The following is a 19,530-nucleotide window of genomic DNA, read 5'->3' as shown; positions in this document are numbered from 1 at the left end:
GCAAGGGCGACTTTTCAGAAGCCGATCGGCAAAATCAGACCCTCGCGGGCCATGACAGCCTTCGGAAAAGCAATTTGCACATCTTCGGCGATGCGATCGAGAAAATCGTCTGTGTGAGCCGGATCGTGGTGAAAAATCACCACTCGTTTCACCCGCGCCTCCTTAGCCATTCTCACCGCTTCCTGCCAAGTCGAGTGTCCCCAACCCACCTTCGGAGACTTGGGGTTGTGATATTCCTCGTCTGTGTACATCGCATCGTAAATCAGCACATCAGCGTCGAGGGCTAAATTGTAGACATTCTCATCTAGTCGATCGGGAAAATGCTCAGTATCCGAACAATAAACCACAGATCGTCCCTGCCAAGTCACCCGATATCCCATAGCAGTATTCGGGTGATTCAGAGAACCCGTCCTAATCTCAATATCGTCCAGCATCATCGTCTGGTTGTGATTGAGTTCGTAGAAATTCAAATCTGCCTGCAAACCCATCAGCGGCACCGGCGAATTCGAGTGGAGCACCCGTTCAACGAAGTGCCTTTTCATGCAATCTCCATCCGGCGGAGTCGCGCCGTAAATATCAAAGCTATTGCCGCGGATGAAAGCTGGGGCGAACAGCGGGAAACCTTGAATGTGATCCCAGTGATAGTGAGTAAAAAACATATAAGCTTGCACAGGCATTTCTTGCACCAACTGGTCTCCCAGCATCCGCAAGCCTGTTCCGCCGTCAAAAATCAAGCGTTTGCCAGCGACTCGCATTTCCAAACAAGAAGTATTGCCGCCGTAGCGAACAGTTTCCTGTCCGGGTGTCGGAACACTGCCCCGCACGCCCCAAAACTGTACTACAAAATCATCTATACCTTTTATTGATTCGGAGGGTTGAGGGCAATCAAGGGGATTTGCCGCTACTGAGGACAAGCTGATTTCCATTTTAAAATTCAGGCTTTAAGGTTCCACATTGTCCGTGATGGCGCAGCAGATGGTCGCACAACACTAAAGCTACCATTGCTTCCACCATTGGCACAGCTCTTGGCAAAACACAAGGGTCATGCCGTCCCTTGGCAGCCAGCAGCGTTTCTTCGCCTTCTCGGGTAACGGTGCGCTGCTGCTGGCGAATTGTCGCAGTCGGCTTGAATGCCGCCCGCAAAATTATATTTTCGCCGTTAGCAATGCCACCCTGAATTCCGCCAGAGCGATTCGTCACTGTACGAATTACACCCTTATCATCAGTATAGTATTCATCATTATGTTCGCTGCCCTTGAGCAGAGTCCCGGCAAACCCGGAACCTATTTCAAAGCCTTTGCTGGCGGGCAAGGACATGATGGCTTTGGCCAAGTCGGCTTCGAGTTTATCGAATACGGGCATTCCCAGCCCTTTTGGTACATTGCGGGCGACGCATTCGACTACACCGCCGATCGAATCTCCGCTGTCGCGAACTTTTTCGATCAGTTCAATCATTCTTTCGGCACATTCGGCATCGGGACAGCGAACGATGTTGCTTTCTACTTGTTCTAAGGTAACAGTGTCCGGGTCGGCGACACATTCTAAGTCTTTGATGCGTTTGACGTAGCCGACTATTTCTACTCCTGCTGCTTGTTGGAGAATTTTTTTGGCGATCGCCCCTGCTGCTACTCTACCTATTGTCTCTCTCGCCGAACTGCGACCTCCGCCTTGCCAGTTACGAATTCCGTACTTAGCATCGTAGGTAGCATCAGCGTGAGAAGGGCGGTAAGTTGTCGCCATTTCGCCGTAATCTTGGGGGCGAGTGTCTTGATTGCGGACTAAAATTGCGATCGGCGTTCCCAAAGTTTTGCCTTCAAACACCCCCGACAGAATTTCGCAGGTATCTGCTTCTTTGCGGGGCGTAGTAATTTTGCTTTGACCAGGGCGGCGGCGATCGAGTTCGGCTTGAATGAACGATGCGTCGATCGACACCAGGGGCGGGCAACCGTCAATTACTACTCCCACACCGCCGCCGTGAGATTCCCCAAATGTCGATATCCGAAATAAATGCCCAAAGGTATTGCCCATTATGCTTTGCCCTGAAACCTAATAATTTTTAGCTTAAATGGAATAGAGATTTACTGTATTTATGAAAAATATACCATTGACGAGTAGACGACGACAGGCGATCGCCTCACAGCATCACTCCCTTCCCGCCCCTAGAAGAATATCTACCAGGGAGAGAGGGAGAGACCGAGAATAGGAGATATCTGGAAACACACTTAAATTCATCCGTGTATCCGTGTCCGAATCCGTGTTGTGCCTTCCTTCTTCTTTAGTCTTCGTGTTCTTCAAAAGGATCTCTCAATTCCTTAGCGGGAGGGCCGAAAGCCGTGTAGATCGAGAAACCGGTGATAGCCACCAGACACACGCCCAGTGAAATGCCAAGAACTGCTGCAGGTTCCATATTTTTGATCGATTATGAGTGCTCCACTCTATAATATTACAAAAAATAACAATCCGTCTGAAAGTCTCGTGATTTTAGGCGCTGTACGGTATGGCAGCCAGCCCCCACTCCCCGTTTTGCGAGTCCCCCGGTGGCATTTCTGAGAAATTGCGATCGCAATTAGCGGTAGAAATATGTCAAACTTTTCTGTAGAGATTCATTTCAGGTGACTTATGGCACAACGGACTTGGTTAGGAGATATACTCAAACCCCTTAACTCGGAATACGGCAAGGTAGCCCCCGGCTGGGGAACCACGCTATTGATGAGCGTGTTCATTGGACTGTTTTTCGTGTTCTTGTTGATTATTTTGCAAATCTACAACTCTTCTCTGATTCTGGAGAGTGTGGATATGGATTGGTCGAGTCTCGGCCGCTAAAACTAGATCGCAAAACAGTAAGGCTAAAAGTAAAAGCTGAGGGTTGAGGAGAAAGGGCAAAAGCTAAGTTTTCCCGTTTTTCCTTACCCTTTCCGATTACTTTTGCCATAAATAAACAAAAAGTAACTAAACAAATTGCTGGAGAAAAACCATGAATATTTTTGGCATTGGTTTGCCCGAAATGGCAGTTATTTTTACGATCGCCCTATTGGTATTTGGCCCGAAAAAATTACCAGAAATTGGCAGGAGTATGGGGAAGGCAATTCGGGGCTTTCAAGACGCTTCGCGGGATTTTGAATCCGAGTTCACGCGGGAAGCTAAGCAGTTAGAAGAAGCAGTAGCAACTAGCAGCAAACCGGCAACTGAAAAACTCACGGCGGCTACTCCCAAGGAAGATAGCACAGACATTTAAATGAACAACACTCAGAAGTCGGAAACACCAGCGGAGTTAGTGATTCCCCAGCTAATTGTTGGCTTGGGCAATCCCGAACCTAAATACGATCGCACCCGACACAACATAGGCTTTAATGCTGTCGATGCCTTGGCTAAATCTTGGCAGATTTCGCTGTCGGAAAATCGCAAATTTCAAGGCATATTTGGCGAGGGAAATCGGCCGCGGGGACAGAAAATCCGCTTGCTGAAACCGCTTACTTACATGAATCTGTCGGGTCAAGCGATTCGGGCGGCGACGGATTGGTACAAGATACCTGCGGAGTCGGTATTAATAGTATACGATGATATGGATTTGCCGATCGGGAAATTGAGAATGCGGCTTGCCGGTTCTGCCGGCGGACACAACGGCATGAAATCGACAATTTCTCATTTGGGTACAGACAAATTTCCTCGCTTGCGGATTGGCATCGGCAAACCTCAAAACGATGCTGCTAAAAATGAGAAAGATACGATTTCCTTCGTTTTAGGAAAATTTTCCTCAGAGGAAAGTCAGTTAGTAGAGAAAGTGCTTAAACTGGTTGTAGAAGCTGTGGAACTGAGTCTGCACCAAGGAGTAGAAAAAGCCATGAGCCTTTACAATAGTCGCACAATTGCAGAAACAAACGCGGAAACAAAAAGGTGAGTTCGAGACGTTTGCCTGAAACAACTGCATATGTCCGGGTTACTGGCCAATCTTGGCAAAAAGGCACGATTGAGGGTGAAGTGACTGCCGGCAATTTTGAGTGGCAGTTTCAGTGGCGTTTCACGTCAGAAAAAACACTGATTCTTGAGCCTTCTCAGGGTAGGGCATTGATTCAGGAACCGCTGCACCGTTTTCTGGAAAAATGGGATTATCAGCTTGAACCGGGCGGGGATTATTCGTTTACGGTTCGGGCTCAGTTTTAATATTGATATTTATTTGGGAATAACTCTTGACACTTTATGCTAAATATAGCATAATAGAAGTGTAGCTATAAACAACAGGAAGTGGTGAAGCATGAGAAAATTCTTAATAAAATACTGTAAAAATGACACAAATATCACTCAAAACTATAGAAAATTCTTAATAAAATACTATAAAAATGACACAAATATCACTCCAAGCTATTCAATGGGTCGGAAGTTCTCAGAAGGATCTTAAAGAATTTCCTGAAGATGTACGTGGCATCATGGGCTATGCTCTGTATCTAGCACAAACAGGAGGAAAACACCAATCTGCTAGACCTCTCAAAGGGTTTGGAGGTGCAAAAGTTTTAGAAATTAGCGATGACTATGATGGGGATACCTATCGAGCAGTTTACACGATAAAGTTTGGAGATACAGTATATGTTTTGCACGCTTTTCAGAAAAAGTCTAAAAAAGGAATTGCTACACCGCAACAAGATATTAAGTTAATCCAAGAAAGGCTAAAACGAGCTCAAGAGCATTACGAAAAGTTCAAGAGTAAGTAAAACTGGAATCAGTAGTGATAAGAGTAGCTTATATTTCTAAATAAGCTGGAAATAGACGGCTTCTTATCACTACTTTTTCAGGAATAACTAAGACCAGGTAAAAAAGGGGGAAATCATGAGTAAAGAGATCGATATTCAAGTTAGTAGTGGCAATATATTTGCTGATTTGGGGATGCCTAATTCTGCTGAAATGCTGATGAAGGCGGAACTGGTACGACAGATAACTGAGATCGTTAGTCAAAGGAAACTGAATCAAGTTCAAGCAGCAGAAGTATTAGGAATTGACCAGCCAAAGGTGTCAGCGTTGATGAGAGGAAAGCTGACTGGTTTTTCAACAGAAAGGTTGTTTCGATTTTTAAATGCGTTAGGGTGCGATGTGCAAATTGTGGTGAAGCAAAATCTCGACTCGCCCGCGGCCGCAGAAATTAGTGTTGTTAGCATCTAATATCTGAATAGTCACTTTTTTGTATAATTCACCTTCTTTGCATTCACTTTTATAAATGGGCGGTTTGTCAGCAAATCAGGTGGCGTCGCTTTTCGGTAAGCCCCGCAATAATACATTGTCAAAACAGCTTTGTAAGCCCAGTGATCAAAAGGTACATCGGTAAAACGATTTGGCAGGGTTTCAACCTGATTCTGCACGCAAGCAGGGAGAATTTGTTCTGGCGTTGCCTGCAGCTGAGTTTTAAAATCTTGGTAATGGGAAATTGGGAAAAGGTAATGGAGAATGCAAACTTTCTCTAGTAGTATCTCCCGATTCCAGTAATTCTTTAATTAAAGCAGGCGCAGTTGCTTCTCGGTAAGCGCCGCAATAATACATTGTCAAAACTGCTTTGTAAGCCCAGTGATTTGATGGCACATCGGTAAAACGATTTGGCAAAGTTTCAGCCTGATTCTGCACGCAAGCATTGAGAATTTGTTCTCGTATTACCTGCACTTGAACTAAAGAGTTATTTTGCTTTATTTGTGCAGGATTTTGCGCTTGTACGGGAAATGAACAACTGGCACTAATTAGCAGTATAAATGCGGCAACGATTCTGAATTTAAGCATCTCATTACTTTTTGTGCGACAATAGATCCTACCTTCCACTGCATTCCCTGAAAACTATGCCGAGTCCTATTCTCCGCAATCGTTATCAAATTATCAAAGACTTGGGACAAGGCGCTTTTGGCGACACCTACCTCGCCAAAGATTTAGACTTACCCGGACAGCCCCAGTGCGTCGTCAAACATCTTAAACCAAAAGATCCCAATCCCGACCATTTACTAATTGCCAAAGGCTTATTCGACAAAGAAGCCCAAACGCTGTATAAATTGGGTAAGCTACACGACCAAATCCCCAGCCTTTTCGCCCACTTTGAGGAAAATGGCGAATTTTATTTGGTGCAAGATTTTATCGAAGGACATGACATTACCAAAGAACTGATTATAGGTAAAAAATCAAGCGAATCCCATACTATTAAATTATTGCACGATATCTTAGAAATTTTAGCCATTGTTCATCAGCAAAATGTGATTCATCGTGACTTGAAACCTGCTAATTTAATGCGCCGAGATGATGGTAAAATTATCTTGATTGACTTTGGGGCGGTCAAGGAAATTAGCACAATGATTGTTAATGCTCAAGGACAAACTAGCTTCACCGTTGGCATTGGTACTTCGGGTTATATGCCCAGCGAACAAGCGAACGGCAAACCTAAACTGTGTAGCGATATTTATGCAGTGGGGATGATTGGGATTCAAGCATTGACTGGTCAACCTCCTTATACCTTACCAGAAGATCCGCAGACGGGAGAAGTTATTTGGCGAAATCAAGCGCAAGTTAGTAATAATTTAGCAAATGTGTTAGATAAAATGGTGCGCGACCATTTCAGTCAGCGTTATCAAAATGCGGAGCAAGCATTGCAAGCAATTTTATCTTTGTCGCCGCCTCCAACACCAACACCACCGCCACCAACACCAACACCAACACCAACTGTGTATCAAAGTTTGGGGAACAAATCGCCTCAACCTGTAAAAGTATTGTCAAATCCCCTAAAAACAGTTCAATTTCAAACGGTGACAGTGAATTCAAAGGGGAAAATCACCAACCGTAGCCAAAGTCAAGCACAGGTTTTTACAGAAACTATCGCCAAGGACATTACTTTAGAGATGGTTTCTATCCCCAAAGGCAGCTTCAAAATGGGTGCACCTGCAACTGAAGTAGAAAGTCATGACTATGAAAAACCTCAACATCAGGTGACAATCAAACCGTTTCTGCTGGGGAAATACCCGATTACTCAAGCACAGTGGGCAGCAGTGGCTAAATTGCCCAAAATTCAGTATGACCTTAAACCTGACCCTTCTCACTTCAAGGGTAAAAACCTGCCTGTAGAAACGGTTTTTTGGAATGATGTTGTTGAATTTTGTGCCAGATTATCTCGGAAGACGGGTAGAAGCTATCGCCTTCCTAGTGAGGCGGAATGGGAATATGCTTGTCGGGCTGGGACAACTACTCCATTTCATTTTGGGGACACAGTTACCCCGGATTTAGTTAATTATGACGGCAATTATCCCTACGGTTCTGCACCGAAGGGAATCTATCGTGAAAAAACAACTGCTGTGGGTAGTTTTCCGCCTAATAGCTTTGGACTTTACGATATGCACGGGAATGTCTGGGAATGGTGTCAAGATATTTGGCACGATGATTATGATGGTGCGCCGACTGACGGAAGTGCTTGGGAAAGTGGTGGAGATAGTAAAAACCGGGTGCGGCGTGGTGGTTCGTGGGGCAGCTATGCGGTCGATTGCCGTGCTGCCATCCGCTTCTACTACTCTGTGGGCTACTTGTACAGGTACTGGGGTTTTCGTGTTGCGGTTGCTTCGGTTTCTTCGTCGTCCTAGTTTTCCTCGCGAGGACTCTTCTTTGCTTTTTTCCTCTTTTGCTCTTTACTCTTCTTTCTTTTTTACTTTTTTCGTCGTCTCTGGTGACTCGATTTATTTTTGGCACTCCTGGATGCACTCCCGACAAAGAAACCGGGTTTTTTACTTAATCTGTGGAGTACAGCGAAGGATATCCTCAAAAAACCCGGTTTCTGGCCACCTGTGCGTAAGTTCTGTTTGGGAAAATCACTGTCATTGTGTCAATGCTTTCTGTATAGACAAGTCTGCTGAAATAGTCTGGTTTATTTACGGAGGAGTTGGTGCTGATTTAGGATGGGTTCCAGCGTAGTAAACTATTTTTTTTTTCAGATTCACGGCAGAACAGATTATAATTAGAAATATTGATTTTTCTCACGAATAGTCGCATAGGAGATTTACAAAATGAATAACCTATTAGAAGAAACTTTTGCCACCGTCTCTCAACTACCAGAAGCAGAACAAAATGCCATAGCATCCTTAATTTTAGACAAGATATCAGCACCAAGAGTCGCGCCTTTCCTCATTTCCCAATCAGACATCGAAACCCTAGAAAAATTATACATTTTCCGAGACAAGACAGAAGTCATTGACTTTATTAACAAATATCCGTTTTTACTTCCCGTTGTGCTAGAAGCACCAGTTCAGATTAGCAATTATTTTCACGAACAAAAACTATTACTTCAAGTCATCAATGACCCGGAAATCCCTAACTATGTTCATCTGGTTCTCTCAATCATCTTAACAGACCTCGCTCCCGATGAAGCAATGGATAGAGAAGACGAATTGCGTAAAAATTGGTCTAGGGGATTATCCCATGAAATTCGGGAGCATTTTTATACGATTTTGGAATATACTGATGAGTTTTGATTGGTCGCAATACCTAAATTTAGCAAAAGAACTTGCTGGTCAAGCAACTATTCCTGCTGAACAGGAGGCGCGATTGAGGGATGCTATCAGTCGTTCATATTATGCTGCTTTTATCTTAGCGCGGAACTATTTGCGAGATAAACAAGGTCATTCCCTGCCAAAAACTAGCGATATTCACCGCTATGTTTGGCAAGAATTTGATATTAATCCTGACTCAAGATATCAATTAATTGCCGATAATTTAGCAGTGTTGCGCCGATATCGAAATCAAGCAGACTATGACGATAATTTTCCCTTATTATCTGCGATTGCTACTATTGCGCTCAAGCGTTCTCAAGAAATAATTTATAACCTAAATAATCTCTAAATATCAATTTAATCTGATAAGGCCTTTGCTAAAACAGCATTAGTTGTAGGGTGTGTCGCCTGCGATAAATTCCTAACTAAATACCAACAATCTCATAGCGACGCACCTGATGGATATATTACAAACCTTTGGACTGTTGGGACATTTTTCGCATTCCCAAGGCCAAGACACTCAAAAACAACAGCCCGATCGCCCCAGCTAGCGGATTGCCGTTAACTCCTGTTACCCAATCGGGAACAGAGGCCGAATATCGCACTAACTGCCCGATGTTAATAATGTAATATCCCCAGACTAAACCTGCATGAAGCCCGATCGACAAACCGAGGCGATTTTGGCGCGATCGTTTTCCCCAAACCAGAATCAAACCCAGCAACAACAACCCCGGAAACTGCGGCCAACTCTGCAGCATGGCCGCCACAGGTTTGATAAAATGAGATAGGGCAAACACCAGGCTATTCACCCACAGAGATATTCTATAATTGTAATCCCGCTGCAACTCGTCCAGCAACCAACCTCGGAATACCAACTCCTCCGCAAAACCGACTCCAAGGGCGCTTAACAGCCCTTCTGCGATGATTCTCGGCAAATTATCAGAATTTTGCCACGCGACTAAGCCGAACAGTCCTTGCACCGCAAATAAGCTAAAAGTGAGCAAAAGCCCGATCGCCAATCCGATTAAAAGCTCAAAACCGTTTTTTCGCGTATTGATTAAACCGTAACTTTTGAGTAATTGGGTTTGTCCGTAAACCTTTTTTCCCCAGATCCGCACCAAAAATAGAAACTCTGTAAACAACAGCGCCATAGTGAGAATAGTTGCAAGGTTGCTATCTTTAACTAACAAGTAAATTGGTGCTGCTAGGGGCAGCCAAATTGCTAGCAAGATTAATAGGAAAATTATCACACGTAAAGGAAAGGGATAACTGGCTATTATTTGGAGGCGGTTAATCATTGTTGTAAATGAGTTGAAATTGGGTAAATCGGCTTAGTGGTCTGTCGCACTGTCCGACAGGGGTTAAAAACCCCTGTCTCATAGCGAAAGTCCTCTCAAAGAGGACTGAAATTTATCACAATCTAATTTAGGTTGGCAGTCGGTTTTAACCGACTTTTGCTATAAGACGGGGATTTAAATCCCCGGCGGGCTTGCGGGTGAATGCGAGAACTTTTGGCTGAGTCAGGCTTGAGTAAATCCGAGAGTTAGAATTTGGTAAATCCGAGAGTTAGAGTTGGATAAATCCGAGAGAATGTACAAAGCAGACAGAGAAAGCTAGAATAGCATTGTATTCGCTGAAACTTTAAACAAAACAGAACTATAAAATAAGGGAACAATGACTGAAGCCTCGGATTTTTCAAATGTCGATCGAGAATTAGATGACACAATTTTAAGCTTCGCAGACATTCAGGCAGAACTCAACCTGCGCCACGCTAAAGATGCTCTGCGAGATATAGTAGAAAATCTCGACTTGACAGTTCAAGAGCGAACTGGACTGGAACCGGAAATTGGCGGGTTGGAGAAAATGCTCGACAAGCTAGAGCGCGCTTGCGTGCAAATAGCTGTGTTTGGGATGGTGGGAAGGGGAAAATCTTCGGTTTTGAACGCGCTGCTAGGTCAAAATGTGTTTGAAACTGGCCCGACTCACGGGGTGACTCGCACGACGACTATCGGGCAGTGGGATGTCGGAGAGGGAATTGATGAGAAGTTGCCCGATAGACTTTCGCCAGTTATTTACCGTTTGTCGCAAGTGGAATTAATCGATACTCCGGGAATAGATGAAGTTGACGGCGAAACTCGCGAACTTTTAGCGCGCCGCGTTGCTCAACAAGCAGATTTGATTTTGTTTGTAGTTGCTGGCGACATTACGAAGGTGGAATACGCAGCACTTTCGCAGTTGCGGGAAGCCGGAAAACCGATGTTATTAGTGTTTAATAAAATTGACCAATATCCTGATGCAGACAGGCTGGCAATTTATCATAAAATTCGAGACGATCGCGTGAAAGAATTGTTGTCTCCCGATGAAATTGTGATGGCGGCGGCTTCGCCTTTGACGGCGAGGGCGGTGCGCCGTCCCGACGGAAGTATGGGGGTGCAAATGACTCGCAGTTTGCCACAAGTGCAAGATTTAAAATTAAAGATTTTGGAGGTTTTAGACCGGGAAGGCAAATCTTTGGTCGCGCTGAATACGATGCTCTGTGCGGGGGATATTAACGAGCATTTGGTGCAGCGAAAAATGGAGATTCGAGATGACGCAGCTAATCGAATTATCTGGAACGGCGTAATGACGAAATCGGTGGCGATCGCACTTAATCCAATTACTGTAGTTGATATTCTTAGCGGTGCGGTAATTGATGTGGTGATGATATTAACTTTATCTAAAGTTTACGGCATTGCGATGACGGAAGCGGGCGCGGTGGAATTGCTGCAAAAGATTGCGATTAGTATGGGGGGAATTACGGCGGGTGAATTGTTGGCTAATTTTGGTTTAAGTTCTTTGAAAGGATTGTTGGGTTTGGCGACGCCGGCGACGGGGGGTTTGGCTTTAGGGCCTTATTTGTCTGTGGCGGTGACGCAAGCTGCGATCGCGGGGGTTTCTTCCTATGGTATCGGTCAAGTTACTAAGGCTTATTTGGCTAATGGTGCTTCTTGGGGAGATGATGGGCCAAAGGCTGTGGTGAGCAAGATTTTGTCTTCTTTGGATGAGGATTCTATTTTAAATCGGATTAAGGAGGAGTTGCGGGCTAAGTTGGATTTGGGCAGTGTGGAAAAACAGAAATCTTAGCGATCGGCTGTTTTACGTTGACCCAGCAATCCTGGCGCAGCCCTGCCGCAATCCGGCAGGGGTTTCAACCCCTGCCTCAAAGCTAAATTTGTCTGAAGACAATTTAACAAATTATTAAGATAACAACCAATTACCAATTACCAATTATTACTATCGCCTTTGATGACGCAAATCGCTCGCTCGGACTTTGACAAGGGTGGCCCTGCGTACTTTACCCCCTGCTTTGACGATCGCCGGATAACTCTCACATTAGGAAGATTGGGACTTAAATTCTTGAGCTAGCGCCTCACAATTGTTCAAAAGAAACCAAAACAGCCAGATAAATCCAAGCCTCATAGCAATAACCCAAATGTTACTCAAAATAATTCCTTCTTGTAGGTAGCGGAAAATAAGTGATAAGGAGCCGAAAATCATTAGACCTATATGAATCCAGAGCACTGTGGTCACAAAGCGCAAGTTTCTTAAAAGAACTCTCTTTAAGGAGATTCCAAATCCCAAAAAAGCAATAGAAAACAGCAATTTTATTCCGACATCAATATAATTGAAAAGCGACTGAAGGAAAACTTCTCTAAATTGTGGAATAAAAATTAAAGATATTGTATTTAAGAACAGAGCCAGACCAATGGAAAAAAAGGATATCCTCATTAGTCCGGGTGTGAATGCACTTAATATACCCTTTTTAACCAGCACATTATTTCGTTTAACACTATATTCTATTACACCCGAAAAGTTGGCTTTGAAAACCACTTCATAGCTTGACATCTTTCCATCTTCACTGACTTTAAAATAGTGGTTAGAGGTCGGAGCGAGAGAGCTGCCTTTTTCGGAAATCGTTTTGTTATCATGAACAATACTTTGTTGACCCGACAGGCTTAGAATTAATTGTATTTTATGACCGCTCACATTAAAACATACTTCAGACATAGCCAATTTTCTCCTGATCTTATGCTTCAAATATTATGCTTCAAATATGCTGAGGTCTAACTATTAATTAGACTGACTTTTTCAGTATAATACCCCGATGTGAGTGATGAGACTAAAACTTTTCAGGTTATTTACCGAGTTTAATAATCATATACAGATTTTAATAATAACAAGACTTACGCAACTGGCACAGGTTGGGCGATTGCGACAGATAAGGTGCGACGTGCACACCCTACTCTAATTCCGCGAAGGCGGACTTTGTTTGTGTAGCCGCCAATTCGATTCGGTGGGTTAACATCGAATTGTTAATCCGAATTCGATTTGGCGGCTGAACATCAGGTTTTTAACCCTAATTGCCTCCTATTTGTAACCTCTATTTTTTTCCGACCAAATGCGGGTTGGTAGTCCCCAAACATAGACAAATCCTTCGGCAGCTTTGTGATCGAATTCGTCCTCTGCGCCGTAGGTTGCTAAGTCGAAACTGTACAGAGAATTGTCAGATTTGCGGCCGACAATAGTCGCATTTCCTTTGAACAGTTTGAGCCGCACGGTTCCAGTTACTCGCTTTTGCGTGTCCTGAATAAATGCGTCTAAAGCTGTTTTCAAAGGATTGTACCAAAGACCGTTGTAAATCATTTGGCTGTAGGTTTCTTCGATGCCTCGCTTGTACCGCGTTACATCTGCTGTCAGCGTCAAACTTTCTAAGTCTCGGTGCGCGTGCATCAAAACTAAAATCGCTGGTGTTTCGTAAATTTCCCGCGATTTAATCCCGACGAGGCGGTTTTCAATCATGTCAATCCGGCCGACTCCGTGGTTTCCAACTATTTCGTTGAGTTGGGTAATTAAGGCGACTGGTGATAAATTTGTGCCGTTTAAACTGACAGGATTTCCGCAATCGAAACCGATTTCTAGGTATTCGGGTGTGTCGGGAGTTTGTTCGATCGCCTTTGTCATCAAATACACCTCTTCCGGCGGTTCCGCCCAAGGATCTTCGAGGATTCCGGCTTCAATTGCCATTCCCAATAAGTTGCGATCGATACTGTAAGGCGAAGACTTTTTCACGGGCGACGGAATACCGCATTTCTCGCCGTATGCGATCGTTTCTTCGCGGCTCATTTTCCACTCCCGCGCTGGTGCTAAGATTTTAATCTTGGGGTTGAGCGCGCCGATCGACACATCGAACCGCACCTGATCGTTTCCTTTACCTGTGCAACCGTGGGCGATCGCATCTGCACCGTATTTTTCCGCAGCTTCTACTAACAATTTAGCAATCAGCGGGCGAGCGAGGGCAGTCGAAAGGGGATAACGGTTTTCGTAAAGTGCGTTAGCTTGAATCGCTGGAAACGCATAGTCTTTGACAAATTCTTCCGTAGCATCAATAACTAAAGATTCCGAAGCACCGGATGCTAAAGCTTTTTTGCGGATCGGTTCTAATTCGTCTCCCTGTCCCAAATCCGCGGCCAGAGTAATTACTTCTTCAACACCCCACTCGTTTTTGAGGTAAGGAATACAGACGGAGGTATCGACTCCGCCGGAATATGCTAGGACAACTTTTTTAGCGCGACTCATTGCTCTTTACATCCTGAATTTAACTGACATCTTGCACCCTTGTCACTAAGCTTTTAAGGGCGGGCAAGATGCCCACCCCACAAAAAAATATCATTTTTGTGGAACAGGCATCTTGCCTGTTCTGGAGAATGGTGCAAGATGTGATATTTAACCGACTTTTCATTATGCACCTAATTGAGATCGATTCTTGTCAGAAATAGTACAGATTTATATATTCTTTTTTTGATAAACTTGGCTATTTACCGGAGGAGTTGCTGCGGAAAATCTGCTACCGTGGGATACGGTAACTGTGGCGATGGGGAAAAACCGTGTTTTTTAGTGTTGTAATTCCGACGTATAATCGTAAACCGATTTTGGCAAAATGTCTACTGGCTTTGGAAAATCAGCAGTTCGGTGAGATTGTCAGAGACTATGAAGTAATTGTCGTGGACGACGGATCGACGGACGGGACGCTGGAGTGGTTGGCCGCAAATGCTGACTTGTTGCCTCATGTGCGATCGATCTGTCAATCTCACCAGGGCCCGGCCGCTGCCCGGAATTTGGGCGTTGAAGATGCTAAGGGCGATACGATTATTTTTATTGACAGCGATTTGGTGGTAACAGAGCATTTTTTGCAAGCACACGCCGATGCTTTACTACAGGGTTACAAAGATACTGATGCTGTTTTTACTTACGGCAGCGTGATTAATACTTGCAATTTCGACAATCCTACCTCAGAACCTTACAAAATCACCGATTTTTCGGCGGCTTATTTTGCTACGGGAAATGTGGCGATCGCCCGCCACTGGCTGCTGGCCGCTGGACTTTTTGACACTCGCTTTCAACTGTACGGATGGGAAGATTTAGAGTTGGGAGTTAGGTTAAAAAAATTAGGTTTAAAACTCATTAAATGTCCCGCTGCGGTCGGTTATCACTGGCATCCAGCTTTTAGTTTGGAGCAAATTCCAGGCATGATTAACCGAGAAATTGAGCGCGGGAGAATGGGAGTTTTGTTTTATCAAAAACACCCAAGTTGGGAAGTACGGATGATGATTCAAATGACTTTTTTGCACCAAATTTTGTGGGGAATTTTATCATTAGGTGGGATGCTGAACGAGCGAACGATGACTCCTTTTTTACAGTGGTTGATTGACCAAGGCAAGCCCCAGCTAGCTTTAGAAATTGCTCGGATTTTTCTGAATTGGTATAACGTGAAAGCCGTTTACGCCGCTTGCGGAGAATTGCAAGCCGAGACAAAGATACCATAAATCAGCCCCATCCCGCAAATAAGATATAAGATATTGTAGGAGTTTTTTAGGGCCCATTGGTGTCAACTTAAGCTCATAATTAGTAACGGTAACAACTGTTTGACAATTATGCCTACACTGCCCTAGGGCTGCTTAATAAGGGAAATTTAGGGAACTCACAACTTGGATACCAACCAGAAAAAAATAATTTTTAGTCTTAAGTTGACACCAATGTTCCGGCTTGTTTAAATTAACCTTTTTACTGAGGATATCTAATGAAAAATCTCAACACAAAGCACCCGATCAATGGCTGCAAGCATGGTCGTATAAAGTCTAAGAATAAAAATTTTACCTTTATTTAATCAAAATTGCTTGGTTAGCCTGTGATTAGAGGAATCTAGGCTGGTTTCTCACCAGAGTCCGATAATTTGAGCTACCAATATTTTCAAAAGATCGTTACTTTTGATATAATGAGAGATAATTTAAGAGTGTGCTAGAGAGCCAATAGTTGTGCTGGTTTATCTGAGAGTGTTAGCTACAAGCGGTTAATGACTTTAAAAATATTCCCACATATACAACTTGAATAGTTTGAGGGTTTGCTGTGAATACAACTGACGATAAAAATCCAAGACTAGAAACAGTTAGACTTGAAAACACTGTCTTACAAGAAAATATTTTAATGGTGGACGACCATCCAGAAAGCTTGCGGCTTTTATCCCAGCTTTTGTCTAAGCGGGGATATAAAGTGCGACCGACACGAGATGGCAAATTGGCTCTTAACTTTGCTATGTCGAGTCCACCAGACTTGATTTTGCTGGACATCATGATGCCCGGTATGGATGGGTATCAAGTCTGCGAAAAGTTAAAAGCTTGTCCGCAAACCAAACATATTCCTGTGATTTTTATTAGCTCTTTAAATGAAGTTTTTGATAAAGTCAAAGCTTTTTCGGTGGGAGGAGCCGACTACATTAGTAAACCATTTCAAACAGAAGAAGTGGTGAGCCGGATCGAAAATCAACTGCTTCTGAGCCGTCTTTATAAACAAATTTTAGCACAAAATGCACGGCTGCAAGCAGAAATAGAAGAACGCAAGCGGATCGAAGCAGAACTCCGAGACAGCCAACGCTGGCTGTCGGCAGTAATTAAAACACATCCTAATCTTTTGTACGTTTCCGATTTGATTGAACAGCGAACTTTGTATATCAACCGCGAAATATATAGCGATATTGGCTATTCTTTTGAAGAAATCCAGCAAATGGCAGGAGGATTTCTTCCTAACTTAATACACCCTGACGATTTGCCAGGATTCTCAGAACACCTCAGCAGGATTGAGGCAGCAAAAGACGGTGAAAGCTTTGAGTGTGAGTACCGAATTCAGCACAAAAATGGTGAATATCGGTGGTTTGTTAGCGTGGATACCGTGTTTGCCAGAACCGCAGACGACAAACCTTGGAAAATTTTGGGGACGGCTACTGAAATTAGCGATCGCAAACAAGCTGAACTAGAACTAAAAACAGCTTTATCTGCTTTAGAACGGCAAATCAAACAAAGGTTTTTAATAGAAACAATTACTCTTGAAATTCGATACAGTTTAAATCAAGATCAAGTTTTTCAAACAGCTACTGCCCAAATAGGTAGAATTTTTAATGCTGATTGCTGCTTGGTTCATACCTACACAGAACACCCTATTCCCAGAATTAATAATGTCGCTGAGTACAAAAAATCCGCATCCAAATCGCTTTTAGATTTAGAAATCCCCGTACAGGGCAATCCTCACGTTCAGTTTTTATTATCCCAAGATCAAGCTGTAGTTTCTGACGATGTTTTTTCCGACCCGCTGCTAGAAAACGCCCGAGATTTGTGCTGTCAAATAGGCTTAAAATCGATGATATCCATCCGCACTTCCTACCAGGGAAAAGCCAACGGAATGATATGCTTGCATCAGTACGATCGCCCCCGCCACTGGACGCAGGAGGAGATCACATTATTGAGCGCTGTGGCGGCACAGATGGGAATTGCGATCGCTCAAGCAACACTTCTGGAACAAGATAAACAACAGCGACTTAAACTTCAACAAAGCGAAGCTAGTCTAGCAGCCGCCCAGAAAATTGCCCACATCGGCAGTTGGGAATTTGATTTAGTCACCAATAAAATTACTTGGTCAGAAGAAGTATTCCGCATTTTTGGTCTTGACTCAAGTGCAACTGAACCGACATCTGCCAAACTTTTAAAGATGTGTCATCCCGACGACAGAGAATTATTTCAAGAAACAGTCAGCCTAACTATCTCACAAGGCATTGCCTACAAAAGAGAGTTCCGATTTTTGCATCCTAGCCGTCAAATTATATACGTGGAAGGAAGGGGAGAAGCTGTTTTTAGCGAAACCGGGGAAGTAATAAAACTGTTGGGAACAGTGATGGATATTAGCGATCGCAAACAAGCCGAAGCAGCTTTGCAAATTAGCGAAGAACGTTTTTATCTGGCATTTGAAGGCAGTGCGATGGGCTTGTGGGATTGGAATCTTGCCACGGGAGAAGTCTATTTTAATCCACGGTGGAAAATGATGCTGGGATATGAAGTAGAGGAGGTAGAAAATAGTTTTGCATCCTGGGAGCAACTGGTACATCCAGAGGATTTGTCTCCGGCTAAAGCAGCGCTCAATGCTCACCTGGAAGGCAAAAATCCTACTTACGAAGTGGAATTTAGGATGCTGACAAAATCCGGCGAGTGGAAGTGGATTTTAGCTCAAGCGAAGGTGATGGAACACGACGCTTCGGGAAATCCTTTGCGGATGACGGGTACGCATATTGATATTAGCGATCGCAAACAAGCCGAAGTAGAGTTGCAATTTAGCGAACAGCGAGAACGAGAAAAAGCGCAACAGTTAGAACAAACTCTGGCCGACTTAAAAAAAGCTCAATCTCAGCTCATTCAAGCCGAAAAAATGTCAAGTATCGGGCAAATGGTAGCGGGAGTAGCCCATGAAATTAATAACCCCATCAGCTTCATATACGGCAATATTATTCCTGCAGCACAGTATGCTCGCGATTTGGTAAAAATGATTGAACTCTACCAGCAATACTATCCTGAACCAGTTCCCGAAATACAGGAAGAATTGGCAGAAGTCGAGGTAGATTTTATTGCTGGGGATTTCCCGAAAATAATGGCTTCAATGCAAGAAGGTGCTAACCGAATCAAGCAGATAGTGCTGTCTTTGAGAAACTTTTCGAGACTCGACGAAACAGATCGCAAAGTAATAGACATTCATGAAGGGATAGAGAGCACTTTGGTGATTTTGCAGCACCGATTCCAGTCACAGCCAAAACATCGGGAGATTCAAGTTATTAAAAATTACGGAAACCTGCCCAAAGTCGAGTGTTATCCGGCTCAATTAAACCAGGTATTTATGAATTTGCTGGTAAATGCGATCGACGCTGTGGAAGAGTCATCAGCAAACTGTACTTGCAAAGTTAACCAGATTCGCATTGTTACTGAAGTCAGCAGCGAAAATCAAGTGTGTGTGCGGATTTCTGACAGCGGGCCCGGTATCCATCCCGAAGTTCAGTCAAGGATGTTTGACCCATTTTTTACTACCAAACCTGTGGGCACCGGCACTGGTTTGGGGTTATCGATTAGTTACCAAATAGTTAAAGACACCCACGGCGGTAAGTTGGAGTGTCATTCAGAAGTTGGCCGAGGAACAGAATTTGCGATCGAACTGCCGATTTCGCAAAAGTTAAAAGTTAAAAGTTAGGATAAGCTGTTAAATCATGGGCGGTAAATTAACCATAATTCTTGGTAGGGGCCGGTTCACCAACCATCTATAATATTACTCACAGATGAGCGTAAACCCCCTCGACCGTCAATCGATTTTAGATTTTAGATTTTCGATTTTAGATTGACCCCAGGGATCAATGCGGGGGCAATAAGTGATTTTCGATTTTCGATTTTGGATTGATTCCACGGATAAATCACGTGGCGGGTACCACATGAAGAAATTCGTGGTCAGATGGGGGGCAATTGCAACGGATATCATATTAATTGTGTATCAGAACCTATTTTAGGGTGCGTGATAACCTGACATTTTCTCCCGTATTTCCTGCGAAGGGTCTGTCATTTAGGATCGCGAATTAAATAACTTACAATTTTAATTGTTATTGTGGGATGGGCGTCCCGCCCGTCCAAAAAGGACGGGC

The 19,530-nt window shown here is 43.8% G+C and carries 19 protein-coding genes; 12 read left to right on the top strand and 7 right to left on the bottom strand.

From position 1 onward, the window contains the following. Window positions 1–14 precede the first annotated feature (14 nt). The 3 genes from QUB39_RS23925 to psbN all read right to left on the bottom strand — a co-directional run bounded on the left by QUB39_RS23925 (window position 15) and on the right by psbN (window position 2,407). Entirely contained in the window at window positions 15–926 is a 912-nt protein-coding gene (locus QUB39_RS23925; RefSeq protein ID WP_333054593.1) for an MBL fold metallo-hydrolase, read from the bottom strand. 1 nt (window position 927) lies between these two features. Then, a complete protein-coding gene (aroC, locus tag QUB39_RS23920) occupies window positions 928–2,028 on the bottom strand; it encodes a chorismate synthase (protein ID WP_333054594.1) in 1,101 nt (366 codons plus the stop codon). 247 nt (window positions 2,029–2,275) lie between these two features. Continuing rightward, entirely contained in the window at window positions 2,276–2,407 is a 132-nt protein-coding gene (gene psbN / locus QUB39_RS23915) for a photosystem II reaction center protein PsbN (RefSeq protein WP_190742515.1), read from the bottom strand. Window positions 2,408–2,619: 212 nt separating this feature from the next. Here psbN and psbH point away from each other — a divergent pair, with 212 nt between their 5' ends. From psbH to QUB39_RS23885, 6 genes are all read left to right on the top strand, one after another. Beyond that, a complete protein-coding gene (psbH, locus tag QUB39_RS23910) occupies window positions 2,620–2,823 on the top strand; it encodes a photosystem II reaction center phosphoprotein PsbH (RefSeq protein ID WP_015176007.1) in 204 nt (67 codons plus the stop codon). 151 nt (window positions 2,824–2,974) lie between these two features. After that, entirely contained in the window at window positions 2,975–3,235 is a 261-nt protein-coding gene (locus QUB39_RS23905; protein WP_333211347.1) for a TatA/E family twin arginine-targeting protein translocase, read from the top strand. Then, the gene (gene pth / locus QUB39_RS23900) at window positions 3,236–3,898 is read left to right on the top strand and encodes an aminoacyl-tRNA hydrolase (protein ID WP_015176009.1); all 663 of its coding nucleotides are present in this window, start codon (window positions 3,236–3,238) and stop codon (window positions 3,896–3,898) included. Beyond that, window positions 3,895–4,161, top strand: a complete 267-nt coding sequence (locus QUB39_RS23895; RefSeq protein WP_006633689.1) for a DUF3146 family protein — start codon at window positions 3,895–3,897, stop codon at window positions 4,159–4,161. Before pth ends, QUB39_RS23895 begins: the two co-directional genes overlap by 4 nt. Window positions 4,162–4,337: 176 nt before the next feature. Continuing rightward, window positions 4,338–4,706, top strand: a complete 369-nt coding sequence (locus tag QUB39_RS23890; protein WP_333211345.1) for a type II toxin-antitoxin system RelE/ParE family toxin — start codon at window positions 4,338–4,340, stop codon at window positions 4,704–4,706. Between the two features lie 115 nt (window positions 4,707–4,821). Next, window positions 4,822–5,151, top strand: a complete 330-nt coding sequence (locus QUB39_RS23885; protein ID WP_333211343.1) for a helix-turn-helix transcriptional regulator — start codon at window positions 4,822–4,824, stop codon at window positions 5,149–5,151. Between the two features lie 240 nt (window positions 5,152–5,391). Here QUB39_RS23885 and QUB39_RS23880 read toward each other — a convergent pair whose 3' ends face one another. Then, window positions 5,392–5,757: an S-layer protein gene (locus QUB39_RS23880; protein ID WP_333211341.1), complete on the bottom strand. Its 366-nt coding sequence runs from the start codon at window positions 5,755–5,757 to the stop codon at window positions 5,392–5,394. Between the two features lie 56 nt (window positions 5,758–5,813). On the opposite strand from QUB39_RS23880, the gene QUB39_RS23875 reads away from it, so the two are divergent. The 3 genes from QUB39_RS23875 to QUB39_RS23865 all read left to right on the top strand — a co-directional run bounded on the left by QUB39_RS23875 (window position 5,814) and on the right by QUB39_RS23865 (window position 8,841). Continuing rightward, window positions 5,814–7,589 (top strand): bifunctional serine/threonine-protein kinase/formylglycine-generating enzyme family protein, encoded by a 1,776-nt coding sequence (locus QUB39_RS23875; protein ID WP_333211339.1) that lies wholly within the window; start codon window positions 5,814–5,816, stop codon window positions 7,587–7,589. A 420-nt stretch (window positions 7,590–8,009) separates the two neighbouring features. Continuing rightward, the gene (locus tag QUB39_RS23870) at window positions 8,010–8,474 is read left to right on the top strand and encodes a hypothetical protein (RefSeq protein WP_333211338.1); all 465 of its coding nucleotides are present in this window, start codon (window positions 8,010–8,012) and stop codon (window positions 8,472–8,474) included. Further along, window positions 8,464–8,841, top strand: coding sequence for a HEPN domain-containing protein (locus QUB39_RS23865; RefSeq protein WP_333141914.1), 378 nt, complete (start codon window positions 8,464–8,466; stop codon window positions 8,839–8,841). Before QUB39_RS23870 ends, QUB39_RS23865 begins: the two co-directional genes overlap by 11 nt. Window positions 8,842–8,959: 118 nt before the next feature. Here the strand turns inward: QUB39_RS23865 and QUB39_RS23860 are convergent, their stop codons facing one another. Then, a complete protein-coding gene (locus QUB39_RS23860; protein ID WP_333211336.1) occupies window positions 8,960–9,790 on the bottom strand; it encodes a type II CAAX endopeptidase family protein in 831 nt (276 codons plus the stop codon). 376 nt (window positions 9,791–10,166) lie between these two features. On the opposite strand from QUB39_RS23860, the gene QUB39_RS23855 reads away from it, so the two are divergent. Next, window positions 10,167–11,615 carry a GTP-binding protein gene (locus QUB39_RS23855; protein ID WP_333211334.1) on the top strand — a complete coding sequence of 483 codons (1,449 nt, stop codon included), beginning with the start codon at window positions 10,167–10,169 and terminating at the stop codon, window positions 11,613–11,615. 249 nt (window positions 11,616–11,864) lie between these two features. On the opposite strand, the gene QUB39_RS23850 is transcribed toward QUB39_RS23855, so the two are convergent. Then, on the bottom strand, window positions 11,865–12,539 hold the full coding sequence (locus QUB39_RS23850) for a hypothetical protein (protein WP_333054599.1): 675 nt from the start codon (window positions 12,537–12,539) through the stop codon (window positions 11,865–11,867). A gap of 360 nt (window positions 12,540–12,899) precedes the next feature. Then, window positions 12,900–14,108 (bottom strand): argininosuccinate synthase, encoded by a 1,209-nt coding sequence (locus tag QUB39_RS23845; protein WP_333054600.1) that lies wholly within the window; start codon window positions 14,106–14,108, stop codon window positions 12,900–12,902. 308 nt (window positions 14,109–14,416) lie between these two features. Between QUB39_RS23845 and QUB39_RS23840 the strand changes: the two genes are divergently transcribed. Both QUB39_RS23840 and QUB39_RS23835 read left to right on the top strand, forming a co-directional pair. Beyond that, a complete protein-coding gene (locus tag QUB39_RS23840) occupies window positions 14,417–15,355 on the top strand; it encodes a glycosyltransferase (RefSeq protein ID WP_333211332.1) in 939 nt (312 codons plus the stop codon). 580 nt (window positions 15,356–15,935) lie between these two features. Next, window positions 15,936–19,088 carry a PAS domain-containing protein gene (locus QUB39_RS23835; RefSeq protein ID WP_333211330.1) on the top strand — a complete coding sequence of 1,051 codons (3,153 nt, stop codon included), beginning with the start codon at window positions 15,936–15,938 and terminating at the stop codon, window positions 19,086–19,088. Window positions 19,089–19,530 lie beyond the last annotated feature (442 nt).

This window comes from Microcoleus sp. AT8-B5 (assembly GCF_036705565.1).
GTDB lineage: Bacteria > Cyanobacteriota > Cyanobacteriia > Cyanobacteriales > Microcoleaceae > Microcoleus.
This window is presented reverse-complemented; position numbering and strand designations above follow the sequence as displayed.

Excerpts from the sequence above, each read along its gene's own strand:
- QUB39_RS23925 (WP_333054593.1), bottom strand. The coding sequence starts at position 926 with ATGGAAATCAGCTTGTCCTCAGTAGCGGCAAATCCCCTTGATTGCCCT.
- aroC (WP_333054594.1), bottom strand. The coding sequence starts at position 2,028 with ATGGGCAATACCTTTGGGCATTTATTTCGGATATCGACATTTGGGGAA.
- psbN (WP_190742515.1), bottom strand. The coding sequence starts at position 2,407 with ATGGAACCTGCAGCAGTTCTTGGCATTTCACTGGGCGTGTGTCTGGTG.
- psbH (WP_015176007.1), top strand. The coding sequence starts at position 2,620 with ATGGCACAACGGACTTGGTTAGGAGATATACTCAAACCCCTTAACTCG.
- QUB39_RS23905 (WP_333211347.1), top strand. The coding sequence starts at position 2,975 with ATGAATATTTTTGGCATTGGTTTGCCCGAAATGGCAGTTATTTTTACG.
- pth (WP_015176009.1), top strand. The coding sequence starts at position 3,236 with ATGAACAACACTCAGAAGTCGGAAACACCAGCGGAGTTAGTGATTCCC.
- QUB39_RS23890 (WP_333211345.1), top strand. The coding sequence starts at position 4,338 with ATGACACAAATATCACTCCAAGCTATTCAATGGGTCGGAAGTTCTCAG.
- QUB39_RS23885 (WP_333211343.1), top strand. The coding sequence starts at position 4,822 with ATGAGTAAAGAGATCGATATTCAAGTTAGTAGTGGCAATATATTTGCT.
- QUB39_RS23880 (WP_333211341.1), bottom strand. The coding sequence starts at position 5,757 with ATGCTTAAATTCAGAATCGTTGCCGCATTTATACTGCTAATTAGTGCC.
- QUB39_RS23875 (WP_333211339.1), top strand. The coding sequence starts at position 5,814 with ATGCCGAGTCCTATTCTCCGCAATCGTTATCAAATTATCAAAGACTTG.
- QUB39_RS23870 (WP_333211338.1), top strand. The coding sequence starts at position 8,010 with ATGAATAACCTATTAGAAGAAACTTTTGCCACCGTCTCTCAACTACCA.
- QUB39_RS23865 (WP_333141914.1), top strand. The coding sequence starts at position 8,464 with ATGAGTTTTGATTGGTCGCAATACCTAAATTTAGCAAAAGAACTTGCT.
- QUB39_RS23860 (WP_333211336.1), bottom strand. The coding sequence starts at position 9,790 with ATGATTAACCGCCTCCAAATAATAGCCAGTTATCCCTTTCCTTTACGT.
- QUB39_RS23855 (WP_333211334.1), top strand. The coding sequence starts at position 10,167 with ATGACTGAAGCCTCGGATTTTTCAAATGTCGATCGAGAATTAGATGAC.
- QUB39_RS23850 (WP_333054599.1), bottom strand. The coding sequence starts at position 12,539 with ATGTCTGAAGTATGTTTTAATGTGAGCGGTCATAAAATACAATTAATT.
- QUB39_RS23845 (WP_333054600.1), bottom strand. The coding sequence starts at position 14,108 with ATGAGTCGCGCTAAAAAAGTTGTCCTAGCATATTCCGGCGGAGTCGAT.